This is a genomic window from Mycolicibacterium agri, from assembly GCF_002553505.1.
GTDB lineage: Bacteria > Actinomycetota > Actinomycetes > Mycobacteriales > Mycobacteriaceae > Mycobacterium > Mycobacterium agri.
Genome location: NZ_PDCP01000007.1, coordinates 94,073 through 109,529, shown reverse-complemented (window position 1 = coordinate 109,529; position 15,457 = coordinate 94,073). Strand labels below are relative to the sequence as shown.

The following is a 15,457-nucleotide window of genomic DNA, read 5'->3' as shown; positions in this document are numbered from 1 at the left end:
AGTCCTTACCGCAGACCGGGGGTGGTGATCACCATCACCTCGGAGTTCCCGACGGCGCGGATCCGATGCGGTTCACCCGGGCCGATGATCGCGGTGTCGCGAGGACCCAGACGGAGTTCGGTTTCACCGTCGTCGACGACGAACTCCCCGTCCAGCACCACATAAACCTGGGTGGCGCCCGCGTGGCGGTGCAGGTCGGACGCGCCGCCATCGTCGAACCGGCCCCACCACACGCTCACCGCGTCGGTGTCGTGCCACTGCGTGCTGACCAAGGCGTGGTTGAGCACGCCCGCGTGGCCGCGCGGCTCGAACGTCGGCGACTCGTCGAACCGAACGACCTTCACCGGACGGCACTTCCGGATGTGACGGCCTCGACGCCGCGCAGCCAGGCCGTCGCGGACGCGTCGACGATCGCGGCCTCCTCCTCCGGTGTCAGGCCGGGACATTCGCGCAACCGGCGCAGCGGCTGCGCCTCCTCGACGTCGAAGGGACTGTCGGACCCGACGACGACGTGGTCGCAACCGACGAGGTCGATGAGATAGCGCAGCGCGAGCGGGGAATGCGTGAGGCTGTCGAACCAGACCCGGTCGAGGGATTCCGACGGCGGCACGGTGGTCGCCGACCTGGTCTCCGGCCGCACCGCCCAGCCCTTGTCGAGCCGGCCGATCAGATAGGGCAATGTACCACCGCCATGCACGAAGCACGCCCGCAGCGTGGATAGTTCGGCCATCCTGCCGGACAGAATCAGGTTGGCAAGCGCGATCGAGGATTCGTGCGGCATGCCGAGCAGGTTGACCAGATAGTGTTGCGCGATCCGCTCGTTGGGCACGAAGTCCGGATGCACCAGCAGCGGCGCGCCGTGCTCCGCGAGCGCCGCGAGCACCGTTGACGGGCCGTCGTCGCTGAGGTTGCCACCCGCGACGTTCGTGCCTGCGGTCATTCCCACAAGCCCCAGGTCGTTGCGCGCCCTGTCGAGTTCAGCCACGGCAATATCGGGCGCCTGCATTGGCACCGTCGCCAGACCGATGAAGCGATCGGGGTGGCGCGCAACGACTTCGGCTGTCGCGTCGTTGAGCCGACGGTGCAACGTCAGGGTCTCATCGGGCTCCGCCCAGTAGCGGTAGGTGAAGGGCGGCGGAGAAAGCACCCGCACGTCGACCCCGGCGGCGTCCATGGCCGCGAGCGTCGACTCGACGTTGCTCAAAGCGTCGATCGTCGCGCCGACGCGCATGCCGTTGAGCCCGATGCAGCCGGGCACGCCGTTGTCTTCGTGCAGCGCGACGGGCACTCGCCCGGTACTCATCAGGTCGACGGCGTCGACGGGAATGTAGTGCGCGTGCACATCGGTCACGCGATTCTGCTCAGCCATCAACTCTCCTTGAACGGCATGGCCAACGGACGCATCGGCCCGCCCGTCGCGCCCCGGATCTTCATACAGGCGCCCACGAAGGCGAATTCGTACAGACGCTGACGTGACAGCTCCTCGAGGTCAAGCACTTCGATGATCGGCACACCGCATTCGGCCAACAGATAGGTGTGCACGGCCATCCAGTTGTCCGGGTCGGGCGAGGGCAGCACTTCCAGCGCGATGTTGTCGGCTCCGATCGCGATGGCACCGGCCTCGGCGAGATACGTCGCGCCTTCGAGATTGACACCAGGTTCGCGCGGCAGATAGCGATTTGCGTCGGGCCACACGCTGCCACGTCCGGTGCGCACGCAGACGACGTCACCCACCTGCAACTCGACGTCCTGTCGCTCCATTGCCGACTCGATGTCGGCTCGCCCGATTGCATAGCTGTCGGGCAACACCTCGACCCCATGGACGGCGGCCACGTCGACCAGCACGCCGCGGGCGATGATCGGCGGAAACGCATCGGCGCCGGCGATTTTCCAGTGCTTGCTGCCGAGATACTCGTCGGCGCTGAACCCGTTCCAGATTCGGCCGTCGTAGCCGAAATGGTTGAGGGTGTCGATGTGGGTGCCGCTGTGCACGAACATCGACATCGCGTCGGCCGACCAACTCACGTATTCGTTCTGCGCCCGGCCGACACCGATCGGGTCGTCGACCGCGCTGCCGCGGGGTGTGTGTTCCATCCACATCTGGAACGGCGGTTCGCCGCCCGCCGTCCACGTCGGCATGCCGACGAAAACGTCGACGGACAGGTCGATGACGCGGCCGCCGTCGGCGCGGGCCAGCACGTCGCGGGTCGACTCCGCGGTGAGCAGGTTGAGCATGCCGATCTGGTCATCGGCCCCGAAAGGCGACATCGAGACCTGGCCCTTAACCGCCTTGTGCGCAACGATGATTGGTTCGGACGCGCTCACACCCGCTCTCCCGCCAGCAGACGATCGGCGCGCCCGTGCAGCAGGGCCGAGCGCTGCTCGCCGGTCAATGCCAGCACCTCGAGCGCCTCGAGGTAGGGCCCGCTGCCGCCCGGCACATGCGGATGGTCGGTGCCGAACACCAACCGCTCCTGTCCGAATGTCTCGCAGGCGCAGATGAGTGCGGGGCGATGGCTGGACGCCGTGTCGAAGACCAACGATTTGATGTATGACGTGGGCGGTTCCGGGCAGCGCTCGTTCGCCGCCGGGAACTGGCGCCAGTAGCTGTCCAGTCGGGGCAGCATGAACGGCAGCGTCCCGCCCAGATGCGAAATCACCCAGCGGATAGCGGGATACCGGGCGAACACTCCGCTGTAGGCCAGCCGCGCGACGCTGAGGTTCGTGTCGGCGAAGAAGCCCATCGCGATGGCCAGCGCGTGCGGCTCATACGCCTGGCATTCGGGCACCGTCGGATGCAGATACACCAGCAGCTCACGGGAATTCGCGTATTCCCAGAACGGCTCGAAAATCGGCTCATCAAGGTAGGTCCCGTTGACGTTGGTCAACAGGTGGAGCCCCTTGGCGCCGAGCTGGTCGATCGCGTGGTCGGCGGCCGCGATCGCCTCCCCCACATCCTGCATGGGCACCATGGCCAGCCAGCTGAACCGGTCCGGATTCTCGCGGCAGATCTCGGCGAACTCCTCGTTCACCGTGTCCGCCAGCGTTCGGCCCTCTGCCGCGGGAAGGAAATACGCGTTGGGAGACGGCACGGACAACACCTGCATGGTGATGCCGAGTTCGTCCATCATCTCCAGCCGCTGCGCGACTCCTGGGTGTGGCTGCGGCACTGTCAACGCCACGCCGCCATGCCACCGGCACACGAACCGGCCGTCCTCGCGGCGGTAGACGTCGGTGCTCGGCGCCGCTTCCACCGCTTTCAAGTAGCCGTCGGTGTAGAAGTGCGTATGCAGGTCCACCACGCGATCGCTCACGTGCCTTCTCCTCCCGAGTCGTCAGGGTTCGGTTTCGCCGCCGCGAGGCGGGTCAGGATCGCATCAGTATGCTCGCCGAGATCCGGAGGCGGGTCGGTGGGCGGGCGTAAAGCTGTGTGAGACAACTCGATCGGTGTACGCACATAGCGCAATGTGCCGCGTTTGGCGTCGGCCACCTCGGCGAGAGCATGCTGTGACTCCGGCGCGGCGAAAACCTCGTCGAGCGTGCGGACCAACGACGCGGGAACTCCGCGGGCGTCCAATTCGCGCACCCAGTGCTCGGCGTCGCGGGTGGCGAACGCAGCCGACAACAGGCCGACGATCTCGTCGCGATGCTCGACCCGAGCACTGTTGGAGACGAACCGCGGATCGTCGGCCAGTTCGGGACGACCCACCGCCTCGACCGTTTCGCGGAACAGCTTGTCGTTGCCCGCAGCGAGCACGAACGACCGGTCCCGCGCCGTGAACGCCTGGTACGGCACGATGCTGGGATGGGCGTTGCCAGCAGGCCCCGAGACCTGCCCGGCCATCAGGAACGCCGCGCTCTGGTTGACGAGTGCGGCCAGCGACGCTTCGTAGAGACCCACTGTGACCCGTTGGCCCGCACCGGTTTCACGCCTCGCTTCCAGGGCGGCCAAGATGCCGGTGGTCGCGTACAGGCCGGTGATCACATCGAGCAACGCGACACCGGCCTTGGTCGGACCCTCCGTCCCGGTCAGCGACATCAGGCCGGATTGGGCCTGCATGAGCAGGTCGTAGCCAGGCTTTGGCGACGACGAGCCGGCGAAGGCCGGGATCGAGCAGTACACGACGCGTGGATTGCGTTCGGCGATCACGTCGTATCCGAGTCCCAGGCGGTCCATCACGCCGGTGCGGAAGTTCTCGACGACGACGTCGGCACCGGCCATCAGGTCGATGGCGACCTTGCGTCCCTCGGGCGTGGACAAGTCGACGGCGATGGACTTTTTGTCGCGGTTGACGCTGAGGAAGTAGGTGGCGTCCCCACCGGCGGCGGGCGGATCCCACTCGCGTGTGTCGTCCCCGACGCCGGGCCGCTCCACCTTCACCACCTCGGCACCCATGTCGGCCAGGATCATCGTGCACAGTGGTCCGGCGAGCACACGCGTGAAATCGACGACGACGAGCCCTTGCAACGGCGGCCGCGAATCGTTCATCGGGCCACCGCGAATCGACCCTCGACGAAACCGATCAACCGCACGACCAGGACGCCGACGACGCCGATGAACAAGATGACAGCGTAGAGGTTTTCGACGGCGAACGCCCCGCCGTAACGCTGAATCAATCCGCCGAGGCCGATCAACCCGATCACCTGTTCGGCGATGATCGCTCCTTTGATCGACCGGCCTGCGGCGACGCGGACGCCCGCGAGAATCAGCGCCGACGCCGAGGGCAGCACAACCCGGCGGAACACCAGCAGCCGCGAAGCGCCGAACGACCGGGCCATGTCGAGCTGATCGCGATCCACGCTCTCTATCCCGGACTGCGTGTTCACGATCACCGCGGGCAGCGAGTAGGCGACGATCACGGCGATGATGGTCCCTCGGCCGAGACCGAACACCAGCATGAAGATCGGGATCAGGCTCACCAGCGGAATCGACAGCGACAGGCTGAGATACGGCGCTCCCGCCCACTCGATGAACTTGTTGCTGGCCATGGCGGCGCCGATCAGCGTGCCGAGCACGACGACCGGGAAGAACGTGACGATCACCGAGATGCCGGTGTTGATCGCGGCTGCTTGGAAGCGTTCGTCGAGGAAGACGTTCTTCATCGCGCCGAGCACAGCTGACAGTGGCGGCACCGCGGGTGACAGTTCGAGTCTGCCGACGATTTCCCACAGCGCCGCGAAACAGATGACGCTGATCACCGGCAGCGCGCTGTCGCCGAGTTGGCTGCGGTTGAATCGAATTCGGCCGCGTTCAGTTCGAGTGGTAACAGCTGCTGTCATGCCGGGAGCTCGGTGGGTTGCATGTCGGTACGCTGCATCTGTTCCAGTCGGGAGGACAGGTAGTCGACGAAGTCGCGGTACTCCGCCGACCGAGTGACGCCTTCACCGCGCGGACGCTCGAACGGTACCTCGATGACCTCTTCGACCCGGCCCGGGCGGGTGTTCATCAAGACGATTCGGTCAGCCAAGAACACCGCTTCCTGCATGCTGTGGGTTACGAAAACGGCGGTGCGGTCGTTGCCCTCCTCGGACCAGATGGCCGCGAGGTCTCGTTGCATCACGCTGCGGGTCAGCGCGTCAAGAGCACCGAAGGGCTCATCCATGAGGATGATCCGGGGTTCTACCACCAGCGCGCGCGCAATGCCGACCCGCTGTTGCATGCCGCCCGAAAGCTCGTGGGGCAGGTGGTGTTCGAAGCCGGCCAGACCCACCTTCTTCAGCTCGGCGGCAGCCCTGGCCAGTCGTTCGGCCTTACCGACACCGCGTGCTTCCAGTCCGAACGCCACGTTGGTGATCACGTCGTACCAGGGCAGCAGAACGAAATTCTGAAAAACCAGCGCGCGGTCGGGTCCCGGTGATGTGATCGTCGCGCCGTCGATCTCCACCCGGCCCGATGTCGCCTTCTGCAGGCCCGCGACGATCTTCAGCAGCGTGGTCTTGCCGCAGCCGCTCGGGCCGATCAGCGCCACGAAGCTGCCGTCGGCAATGTCGAACGAGACGTCCTCAAGCGCTTGAAAGGGTTGTCCGTCACGCTTTCTGAAGGTTACGGAGACGTTGTCGAATTTCAGCATTCAGCTCTGCTTTCTCGCTGGCTGCCAGCTCAGGGCACGACGTTCGAGCGCCCGGGTGACGCCGAGCATCACGAGTCCGAAGATGCCGAGCGACATCACGACGGCATAGAGTTGGGCGCTTTGGAACGTGTCCTTGTATCGGGTGATGAGCTTGCCGACGCCGGACGAGACCAGCAGCAACTCCATGACCACCATGCCGACGATCGCACGGCCGGTGCCGACACGCACCGCCGCCATCACACCTGGCATGGCTCCCGGCCAGATCACTCGGCGAAATCGGCGCAGTCGGCCCATCCCGAACGACCGCGCCATCTCCACCATGTCCTTGTCGACATAGCGCACGCCGGCGGCCGATGTGAGCACCACGTCCACGATCGCGAACAGGAACACCAAAGAGGCTCCGGCGATGACGTTCAGACCGAACGCGATGACGACCAGCGGCACCAGCGCCGACACCGGCAGCGCATTGAGAAAGGCGAAGTACGGCATGGACACCTTCTCCAGGATGGGTACGAGCCCCATCGCCACACCGAACGCGATGCCGATCACCAGTGCTCCCAGCCATCCGAAGACGAACGGCACCAAGGTTTTCGCGTAACTCTGCCAGAATTCCGCTGTGCCCATCTGCTCGAACAGTGCGGCGACGGCTTGAGTGAAGGTCGGAATCAGCAGGTTGTTGATCTGCAGCATTCCGTAGATCTGCCACACCAGCGCGCCGGCGGCCAGGGAGCCGGCGCCGACCAGTATGCGCAGCCGGCGGGTGCCGAAGAAGCCTGGACGAGGCGTCGATTGGCCGCCTCCACCGGCCGGGTCGACCGGCCTTGCCGAAGATGAGCGGCCGACGGGCCGGGCACCACTGTCGGTGCGTGCCGTCACTTGTTTCCGTCCAGCTCGTTTAGAGCGTTCTGCAAGTAGGTGAAGTCGAAGTACTTGTTGATCGTCGAGTCATCGACCGACTCGACGTCGATCTCTCCGATATTGTCGAAGAATTCCAGTGTGGTGACGGCCTTTTCGGGTGTGATGCCGCCGTCGGTCGACCAGATCTTGCGCTCCGAGTACTCGTTGACAAGCTCGTTCAAAACCTCGGGATCCATATCCGGCAGGGCTTCCTTGGCGATCTCCAATCCCCACGCCGGATCCTCGGTCAGCTTGCGATTCGCCTGAACGATGGCCTTGACCACCTTGGTCGCGGTTTCGGGATTATCCTGCGCCCATTGCTTATCCAGCCAAAGGTCCTGCTCGATCAGGTCGGGGAACTGCTCACCGAAGGTGGACAGCACCTTGAACGAGCCCGGGTACTCCTTGCTCAACTGGACGACGTCGGGCAGATCGATGACCGAGGCGTCGATCTGGCCCCTGGCGAGGGCCTCGGCGCGGACGTCACTGCCGGGAATGATCAGTTCTTCGTATTCGAACCCTTCGTTTTGCGCGTAGTACTGGGCGACCGCTCGGGTGAACGACGTCTCGCCGTGCACCCCCATCTTCTTGCCGTTCAGATCGGAGAAGTTGTTGATGTCGGGTCGGACGGCGAGCGCCCACGTCGGCCGCTGCGTGCCTACGACGTCGACGATGGCGGCACCGTTGTCGACGGCGGGCACACCGGTGTTGACACCGATGTTGGTGCCGATCACCGCGGCGCCCTGCTGCATCGCCTGAATGGCCGTGGCACCGTCCTCGACGAAGCGCTGCTCGACCTTGATCCCGTCCTGTTCCTCGAGGAGTTTCCACGCCGCGATCGGAACCAGTGAGATGAAGTCGACGTTGGTGCCCGCGATCGCCTGCAGGGTTTCGCCGCCTTCCCCGCCGCTGTCTCCCCCAGAGCTACAAGCGCTTAACACCAACGCGGCCGCGGATAGCCCCGTCAGCATTCGCATCAATCGTGTCCGGGACATACCGCCTCCGTGGATTTCAGTGAGCGAAACACGAATTACAATCTACGTAACTGTGGCACGGGTCACGAAGCACGTCAAGAGAATCTTGGATGAACGCGGCGCGGTTTTGTTTCGATAGATGACAGCATCGGTACACTCACTGAAATGCAGAGTCAGGAGCGCTCGTTCGCGATACTGCGGGCGTTGGGCGGCCACCCGAGTCGCAAACTCACGGAGGTCGCCGCGGTAGTCGATCTGCCGAAGCCCACCGTTCTGCGTTTTCTGCGTTCCCTTGAACATGGCTCCTGGGTCCGCCGGACCCCGGATGGCGGCTATGCCCTGGGCCCGGCGATCCTGGGATTGGCCAGCCAGTACCTCACCTCGGATGCCGTGATCGTGGCCGCCGCGGGGCCGATGATGCGACTGCGCGACACACTCGGCGAGACGGCCACGCTGAGCCGGATCTTCGGATCGCATCGGACCTGTGTTCAGGAATTCCCCTCGACCCAGCCACTTCGGCTCGTGCTGGGCCTCGGGGAGGCAGGCCCCCTGCACGCGGGAGCCAGTGGCCTGTTGTTGTTGGCCCATATGCCGGCCGAGCAACGGGCGCGAATTCTGGCCAAGAATCTTGACGCGCTGACCGACCGCACAATCACCTCGCCCGAGGCACTCGAGCTGGAATGCGAGCGAATCCGTGAGCAGGGCTGGGCAACCACGCACAGTCAGCGAACGGTCGGGGCCGCGGCGATGGCGGTGCCGATTCAGGACGCCGCGGCCGAGTGGGGCGTCTCGGCGCTCGGCGTCTACGGGCCTGAAACCCGGTGTCATTCACTCGCTGACGAGCAGCGATGGCTTGCCGCGCTGCGCCAATGCGCCACCGAGATCACCGAAGCGATCGGCGCGCACTGAGGCGTTCGGCACCCGTCACTCGGCGCGCAGATAAGACCGGTCGAACCCCGCGGCGCCGACGATCCATGCCGTCGGGCGGGAGACCGGCCCGCGCACATTCACGCCTGACGCCAGTGTGAGGCGGTGATCGGCGTCCTACGCTCGCCACAAGCGACGCCGATCGACGCAACCCAACCGGTGGAGGCAAACACAGCATGCAGCGGGCGTTCCGTAGCGACGGTCCGGTCATTGACATCCATTGCCATCGCGAGTGCGCACCTGCGGCCGAGATCATGGCCGATGCCGCGCGCGCAGCCGGAAAGGTTCCGCTCGGGCATGGCAACCCCACCACCCAGGCGGTGAACCGGCGTCAACTCGAGACGATCAAGCCGAAGATGGAGATGCTCGACGTCCGCATCGCCGACATGGACCGCATGGGCGTCGACGTCCAGGCCGTCGCGGTGGCGGTGTATCAGTACTACTACTGGGCCGATGCCGAACTCGGGGCGAAGGTCGCGCGGCTGACGAACGAGGAGTTCGTCGAGGCGACGGCCAAGTACCCGGGCCGGTTCCAGCCGCTGGGCACCGTGCCGCTGCAGGACACCGACGCCGCCATCCAGGAATTGCGTTATCTGGCAAACGAACTCGGCATGCGGGGCATCGAGATCGGCACGCACGTCGAAGGCGAGGAGATCTCCAGCGAGCGCCTCGAACCGTTCTGGGCCGAGGTCGAGGCGCTCGGACTCGTCGTCGTCATCCACACCCAGGGCGCCACGCACGCGCAGCGGATGGCCGACCACAACTTCGTCAACATCATCGGCCACGCCTTCGAGGCGACGTTGGCCACCGCACACCTGATTTTCAACGGCGTGGTCGAACGCCATCCCGACCTGAAGATCCTCGTGGTGCACGGCGGCGGCTACCTGCCCGCGTATGCGGGGCGGATCGATCACGGCTGGCATGCGCGCGAGGACGTGCGCGAGGGCGTCCCCCAGCCACCGACCAGCTATTTGCGCAAATTCTTCTTCGACACAATGGTTTTCGAGCCCGGCCAGTTGGAGTATTTGGTGAAGCTGTATGGCGCCGAGCATGTGTTGCTCGGCACGGACTATCCCTACGACATGGGCGACGACGACCCGCTCGCGCTGCTCGGCGCGGTCGAGGGCGTCGACCAGGCCCAGATCGACCTCATCGCCGGCGGTAACGCCGCGCGGCTGCTGGGGCTGTCATGAGCGGCGCGTTGCGGGCGCACGGCACCGTCGGACTGGCGGTGATCGGCTGCGGCACCGTCGGGCGCATCCGCGCCGTGCTGGCCCGCGAATATCCCGGCATCGACTGGCTCGGCCTGTGCGACATCGACGAGCCGACCCTCAAGACGCTCGCCGACGACGTGCGCGCCGACTTCGCCACCACCGACCTCGGCGAACTTCTTGCCCGCCCCGAGGTGGGCGCGGTCATCGTGGCCACTGACGAGCAGGTACACGTCGAGCCGATCATGCGCGCCGTCGAGCTGGGCGTGCCGATGTTCATCGAGAAGCCGCTGGCGACCGACCCGGTCGACTCGGCCCGCGTGTTGGCGGCGATCGAGGATGCGGGCATCGACGCCGTGGTCGGCTACACGCAGCGGTTCCGCCGCCGGTTCCAGACCGTCAAGCAGCGTCTGCGCGACGGCCAGATCGGCGATGTCACAACGGTTGTCACGCGGGCGTTCATGAACCGTATGGTTCCCGAGGCGACCCTGCGCAAGGTGGCCGACCCGAAAAACCTGACACCGATGGTGGTTTCGGGCACACACAGCCTCGACATGTGCATGTGGCTGATGGAAGGGCGCAGGCCCGTCGAGGTGTACGCCCGTTCGACCGACCGCACACTGGGCCCGATCGGCACCAAGGACGGCACCTCGGGCATCTTCACCATGGACGACGGCGTGGTGTTCAGCATGAACATCAACTGGGCGCTGCCGACGGTATGGCCCGGCGCCGTCTACGGTTTGGAGATCGGCATCGTTGGAACCCGCGGTGTCATCGACGTCGAAGACACCCACCGCGACGTCATTCTCGCATCGGAAGTCGGCCAGCCTGCCGGATATACGAGCCGAGGGTTCGCGCCGCCGATGGAGCGCCACGTCGATTTCATCGGCAGCTACCCGCCCGGCGACGTGTCGGACGGCATGCTGTGGGGGCCGATGCGCGAGGAGACCACGACGTGGTTCGCCCGGGTGTGCCGCGGCATCGACACTCCGCATGCGACGGCCGCCGACGGCCACGCGAACCTCATCCACACCATGGCGATGGACCTGTCGGCGCGCACCGGCCGGCCGGTGTCGTTGCCGATCAGCCCCGACGAATTGGTCGCCGGGCTGGGTTCCTAACGGGCTCTCAGGTGAGCTCCCGACGAGAAGGATGAACATGCAGCAGATCAACCTCGGCATCATCGGCACCGGCTGGTGCGGCGGGATCCGCGCAATCGCGGCGTCGCGCAGCCCGCTCGTCGATCAACTGCATATCGCCGAAGTCAAACCCGATCGTCTGCAAGAGGTTGCGGCGCAGACCAATCCGGCCGTCGCCACGACGAACTGGGAGGAGATCGTCGCCAATCCCGACGTGGACGCCGTCGCAGTGTCGGCGACACCGGAGGACCTGCATCATCCGATGACCAAGGCGGCGCTGGAGGCCGGCAAGCATGTGCTGCTGGAGAAGCCGATCGCGTTGACGCTCGACGAGGCCGACGAGCTGATCGCACTCGCCGAGGCGAAGTCGCTGAAGTTCACCATCGGGTATTCCCAGCGGTTCAACCCCAAGCCGGCGATGATCAAGCGGGCGATCAACCAAGGCACGCTCGGCGAGGTCACGAGCATCCTGCTGAGCAGGCACATCACCCGCACACTGGGCGCAAAGATCAGCTCGCGCACCAAGCTCTCCCCCGCCGCGATGGAGGCCACCCACGATCTCGACTTCGCGTTCTGGTGTCTTGAACCGCGGCGGCCGGTGCGGGTCTACTCCCAAAACGCCTGGGGCGTACGCCAAGCCACGCACGGCGCGCCCGACACCCAGTACCACGTCGTCACCATGGACGACGGCGTCGTCGTCACCGTCGGGGCCGGGATGTCCCTGCCGCCGCACTACCCCAACGCGTCGACCATCTGGATGGAGGTGATCGGCACCGAGGGCGCGGTACTCGCCGACGCCAGCCACCGCGATATCGTGCTCAACACGGTCGCCGACGGCATCCAGTTCCCGTTGTCGACCATGCCCGGTGAGTACGTCGACCACATGTACGAGGGCCCGATGGAAAGAGAGACAATCCATTTCGTCGAGGCCGTCGCCCTGGATCGACCCGTGATGGTCGACCCGCGGTTGGCCCGCGTGACGATGGAGGTGTACATGGCCGCGGATCTGTCGGCCGAGCTGAATCAGGTGGTCGAGCTGCCGCTGAGCCGAGAACAGATGGGCCTGGCCCTCGCGGAGGCGTACGTCGACCGTGGCTGAGTGGTGGCCGGAGCTGGCGCCGCGCATCGAACCATCGCGGGCGCCGCGCCACCACGGCCTGTGCATCGACGCGCACACCCACCTGTCGGTGCAGTCGGCCGCCGCCGTCGCGAAACCGTTCTACCGGCCCGAATTCGAGCCACGCGCGTTGCACTCCTCCGAGGAGACGTTGCGCTACAACGCCGAGTACCGGGCCAGCCCGCTGAACACCGCCCAGTTCGAGAACGCCGAGCAGCGACTCGCCGACATGGACGCCCAGGGTGTGGACATGCAGATCCTGTCGGTGCCGCCGACAGAATACTTTTACTGGCTTCCCGAGTCGGAGGCGCTGCGGGTCAACCGCATTCAGCACGAGCGGTTCGCCGAGGTGGTGGCGCGCTGGCCGGACCGCTTCGCGGCGGTGGCGAACGTGCCGATGGAATACCCCGCGCTGGCGGTGGAGACGCTGCGCGAAGCGCGCCGCGACTTCGGCTTCGGCGGCGTCGAGATCAGCGCCGATGTGCTCGGCCGCGATCTCGACGACCGGCGGTTCGATCCGGTCTGGGAAGCGGTCGTCGAACTCGACATGACGGTGATCCTGCATCCGCAGGGCTTCACCCACGGGCAGAGGTTCACCGACTACTACCTGGTCAATGTCATGTGCATGCCGCTGGCGTCCACGTTGGCGGTCACCCGGATGATCCTCGGCGGGGTGTGGCGTCGGCATCCGGATCTGCGGGTCATGGTGGTCCACGGCGGCGGCTACCTGCCGTTCTACATCGCCCGCACCGACCACGCCTGGCGGGTGCGTCCGGAGTTGCGCCACCACCTCGACGTGCCGCCCAGCGAAGTGCTTCGGTCGATCTACGTGGACACCAACGTCTTTGACCCGCGCATGGTCGAGAAGCTGGTCGGCGACCTCGGCGCCGATCATGTCCTGATGGGCACGGACTACCCGTTCGATATGAGTACGGTTGATCCCGTGGGTTTCCTCGCGGCAGTCGACCTCGGCGAGGACGAGCGCGACCGCGTGATCGGCCAGAACGCTGCCCGGCTCTTCGACATCAAGGTTCCGACATGACGACACGTGTTCCGGCGGCGACACTGATCTCATTCGCCGCAGACATCCTGCGCGCCAACGAAGTCCTGCCCAAGCATGCGACGATCACCGCGTCGCGGCTCGTCGAGGCCGACATGCGCGGACGTTCCGGACATGGGCTGATCAGGCTGGCGGCGTACGTCGAACGCATCCGCGCGGGCGGCATCAACCTGCGGCCCGACATCGCCGTCACGCACGAAACACCGGTCTCCGCTCAGGTGGACGGCGACAACGGGTTGGGCCAAGTCGTGATGACCAAGGCGACGGAGATCGCGATCGCCAAGGCGTCGACATCGGGCGTGGCGTGGGTGGGCACCGTGCACTCCAACCATGCGGGCGCGGCGGGGCTGTACGCCGAGATGGCCGCCGACGCAGGACTCGTCGGACTGTACTTCGCGGTCGCCAACGCCAACGGCATGCCGCCGTGGGGTGGCACCGAGCCGCTGCTGGGCACCAACCCGATCGCAATCGCGATGCCCACCAAGCGAACACCGTTCGTTCTCGACATCGCCACCACGGCCACCTCGCACGGCACCATCAAGGTGCACGCCCGGGAAGGCAAACCGATGCCGGAAGGCTGGGTCGCCGACGCCGCGGGCAACCCGATCACCGATGCCAGCCGTGCCGGCGAGGGCTTCCTGCTGCCGATGGGTGGATACAAGGGCTCGGGCTTGACGATCGCGATCGGCCTGCTGGCGGGCGTGCTCAACGGCGCGGCGTTCGGCGCCGACGTCGTCGACCATCGCCGCGATCTGCGCACGCCGACCAACACCGGGCAGGCGATCCTGGTGCTGCGGCCCGACCTGTTCCGGCCCGGCGACGAGGTGCTGACCGACCTGACGCGGCACCTCGACGCGCTGCGCGGATCGCGCAGCGGCAACGGCCGACCCGTTCGTCTGCCTGGCGACGAGGCCGCGCGGGTACAGGCCGACAGCCAGGCCAACGGTGTGCCGGTGCCCGATCATCTGGTGAAGGAACTGCACGAGCTCGGGGTCGAACTCGGCGTCGACTCCCCCTTCGAAACGGTGGAGACGCAATGAAACTGGTGACGTTCGCCTCGGCCGGCGGTCCTGCGATCGGTGTACTCGACGGCGAGGACATCGTGCCGTTGGCGGCCGACCCCTCGTTGCCGGTGGACATGGTCGACTTCGTCGCGCTGGGCGCCGAAGGACTCGAGCGCGCGGCCGCCGTGCTGCGTAGCGGTGGCCGGGTTCCGCTGGACGGCAGCCGCTTGCTCGCGCCGATCCGTCCACGCAACAACGTCATGTGCGTCGGCAAGAACTACCACGAGCATGCCCGCGAGTTCGCCGGGAGCGGCTTCGACGCGTCGGCCAAACAGACGGTGCCCGATGCGCCGGTGATCTTCACCAAGGCGCTGTCGGCGATCGTCGGACCCGGCGACGCCGTTCGTGTCAGCGACGACGCCACGGGCACAAGCGATTACGAGGGTGAACTCGGCGTCGTCCTCGGCCCCGGCGGGTATCACGTGTCCGAGGCCGACGCACCGGCCCACGTGTACGGCTACACGATCGTCAACGACGTCACCATTCGTGATCTGCAGAAGCGTCATGTGCAGTTCTTCATCGGCAAAAGCGCCGCGACCTACTGCCCCCTCGGGCCGGCGCTGGTCACCGCCGACGAGATCGACGACGTCGGCTCGCTGCGGGTGCAGACCCGCATCAACGGCGAACTGCGGCAGGATGCGCCGGTCAAGGACCTGATCTTCGACATCCCTTCGCTGATCGCGTCGATATCGGCCGCGGTGCAACTGCAGGCCGGCGACATGATCGCGACGGGTACGCCTGCCGGTGTCGGTATCGGCTACGACCCGCCGCGGTTTCTGGCGCCGGGCGACGTCATGGAAGTGACGATCGACGGCATCGGCACCTTGACCAACCCCTGCGCCTGAGTCGCACCCAGCCAGGCCCGCCCAACGTGAAGCCTCTGCGAAAAATCGGCCGAAAAATCGCTGAGGTTTCACGCTCGCGAGCAATGGCCTAGGTGACGGCACTGGCCCGCCGAGATCTCCCTAGCCTTGCCGAGATCTCCCTAGCCCTGCCG

The 15,457-nt window shown here is 66.1% G+C and carries 16 protein-coding genes; 7 read left to right on the top strand and 9 right to left on the bottom strand.

Annotation, left to right across the window (positions count from 1 at the left end; all coding sequences use genetic code 11):
• Positions 1-5: 5 nt before the first annotated feature.
• From CQY20_RS06075 to CQY20_RS06035, 9 genes are read right to left on the bottom strand one after another with little or no spacing between them, the layout of a single operon-like run.
• Positions 6-344, bottom strand: a complete 339-nt coding sequence (locus CQY20_RS06075) for a cupin domain-containing protein (protein ID WP_163701655.1) — start codon at positions 342-344, stop codon at positions 6-8.
• On the bottom strand, positions 341-1,369 hold the full coding sequence (locus CQY20_RS06070; RefSeq protein ID WP_097939001.1) for an amidohydrolase family protein: 1,029 nt from the start codon (positions 1,367-1,369) through the stop codon (positions 341-343). The genes CQY20_RS06075 and CQY20_RS06070 overlap by 4 nt, the downstream gene beginning before the upstream one ends.
• A complete protein-coding gene (locus tag CQY20_RS06065) occupies positions 1,369-2,325 on the bottom strand; it encodes a cyclase family protein (protein ID WP_207767247.1) in 957 nt (318 codons plus the stop codon). The genes CQY20_RS06070 and CQY20_RS06065 overlap by 1 nt, the downstream gene beginning before the upstream one ends.
• A complete protein-coding gene (locus tag CQY20_RS06060) occupies positions 2,322-3,314 on the bottom strand; it encodes an amidohydrolase family protein (RefSeq protein ID WP_097938999.1) in 993 nt (330 codons plus the stop codon). The genes CQY20_RS06065 and CQY20_RS06060 overlap by 4 nt, the downstream gene beginning before the upstream one ends.
• Positions 3,311-4,489 (bottom strand): CaiB/BaiF CoA transferase family protein, encoded by a 1,179-nt coding sequence (locus CQY20_RS06055; protein ID WP_097938998.1) that lies wholly within the window; start codon positions 4,487-4,489, stop codon positions 3,311-3,313. The genes CQY20_RS06060 and CQY20_RS06055 overlap by 4 nt, the downstream gene beginning before the upstream one ends.
• Complete coding sequence (locus CQY20_RS06050) at positions 4,486-5,280, bottom strand: ABC transporter permease (protein WP_097938996.1); 795 nt, start codon at positions 5,278-5,280, stop codon at positions 4,486-4,488. The genes CQY20_RS06055 and CQY20_RS06050 overlap by 4 nt, the downstream gene beginning before the upstream one ends.
• Positions 5,277-6,071 (bottom strand): ABC transporter ATP-binding protein, encoded by a 795-nt coding sequence (locus tag CQY20_RS06045; RefSeq protein WP_097938994.1) that lies wholly within the window; start codon positions 6,069-6,071, stop codon positions 5,277-5,279. The genes CQY20_RS06050 and CQY20_RS06045 overlap by 4 nt, the downstream gene beginning before the upstream one ends.
• Positions 6,072-6,947: an ABC transporter permease gene (locus CQY20_RS06040; protein ID WP_097938992.1), complete on the bottom strand. Its 876-nt coding sequence runs from the start codon at positions 6,945-6,947 to the stop codon at positions 6,072-6,074. It abuts the gene before it with no gap.
• Positions 6,944-7,963: an ABC transporter substrate-binding protein gene (locus CQY20_RS06035; protein WP_097938990.1), complete on the bottom strand. Its 1,020-nt coding sequence runs from the start codon at positions 7,961-7,963 to the stop codon at positions 6,944-6,946. The genes CQY20_RS06040 and CQY20_RS06035 overlap by 4 nt, the downstream gene beginning before the upstream one ends.
• 144 nt (positions 7,964-8,107) lie before the next feature.
• Between CQY20_RS06035 and CQY20_RS06030 the strand changes: the two genes are divergently transcribed.
• The 7 genes from CQY20_RS06030 (at position 8,108) to CQY20_RS06000 (ending at position 15,305) form a co-directional block, all read left to right on the top strand.
• Positions 8,108-8,851, top strand: coding sequence for an IclR family transcriptional regulator (locus tag CQY20_RS06030; RefSeq protein ID WP_097938987.1), 744 nt, complete (start codon positions 8,108-8,110; stop codon positions 8,849-8,851).
• Between the two features lie 194 nt (positions 8,852-9,045).
• Complete coding sequence (locus CQY20_RS06025; protein WP_097938985.1) at positions 9,046-10,062, top strand: amidohydrolase family protein; 1,017 nt, start codon at positions 9,046-9,048, stop codon at positions 10,060-10,062.
• Entirely contained in the window at positions 10,059-11,201 is a 1,143-nt protein-coding gene (locus CQY20_RS06020) for a Gfo/Idh/MocA family protein (RefSeq protein ID WP_097938983.1), read from the top strand. The genes CQY20_RS06025 and CQY20_RS06020 overlap by 4 nt, the downstream gene beginning before the upstream one ends.
• A gap of 37 nt (positions 11,202-11,238) precedes the next feature.
• Positions 11,239-12,318, top strand: coding sequence for a Gfo/Idh/MocA family protein (locus CQY20_RS06015; protein ID WP_097939066.1), 1,080 nt, complete (start codon positions 11,239-11,241; stop codon positions 12,316-12,318).
• Complete coding sequence (locus tag CQY20_RS06010) at positions 12,311-13,378, top strand: amidohydrolase family protein (RefSeq protein ID WP_097938981.1); 1,068 nt, start codon at positions 12,311-12,313, stop codon at positions 13,376-13,378. The genes CQY20_RS06015 and CQY20_RS06010 overlap by 8 nt, the downstream gene beginning before the upstream one ends.
• Positions 13,375-14,436, top strand: a complete 1,062-nt coding sequence (locus CQY20_RS06005) for an Ldh family oxidoreductase (protein WP_097938979.1) — start codon at positions 13,375-13,377, stop codon at positions 14,434-14,436. The genes CQY20_RS06010 and CQY20_RS06005 overlap by 4 nt, the downstream gene beginning before the upstream one ends.
• Positions 14,433-15,305, top strand: coding sequence for a fumarylacetoacetate hydrolase family protein (locus CQY20_RS06000; RefSeq protein WP_097938977.1), 873 nt, complete (start codon positions 14,433-14,435; stop codon positions 15,303-15,305). Before CQY20_RS06005 ends, CQY20_RS06000 begins: the two co-directional genes overlap by 4 nt.
• The last annotated feature ends 152 nt before the right edge of the window (positions 15,306-15,457 follow it).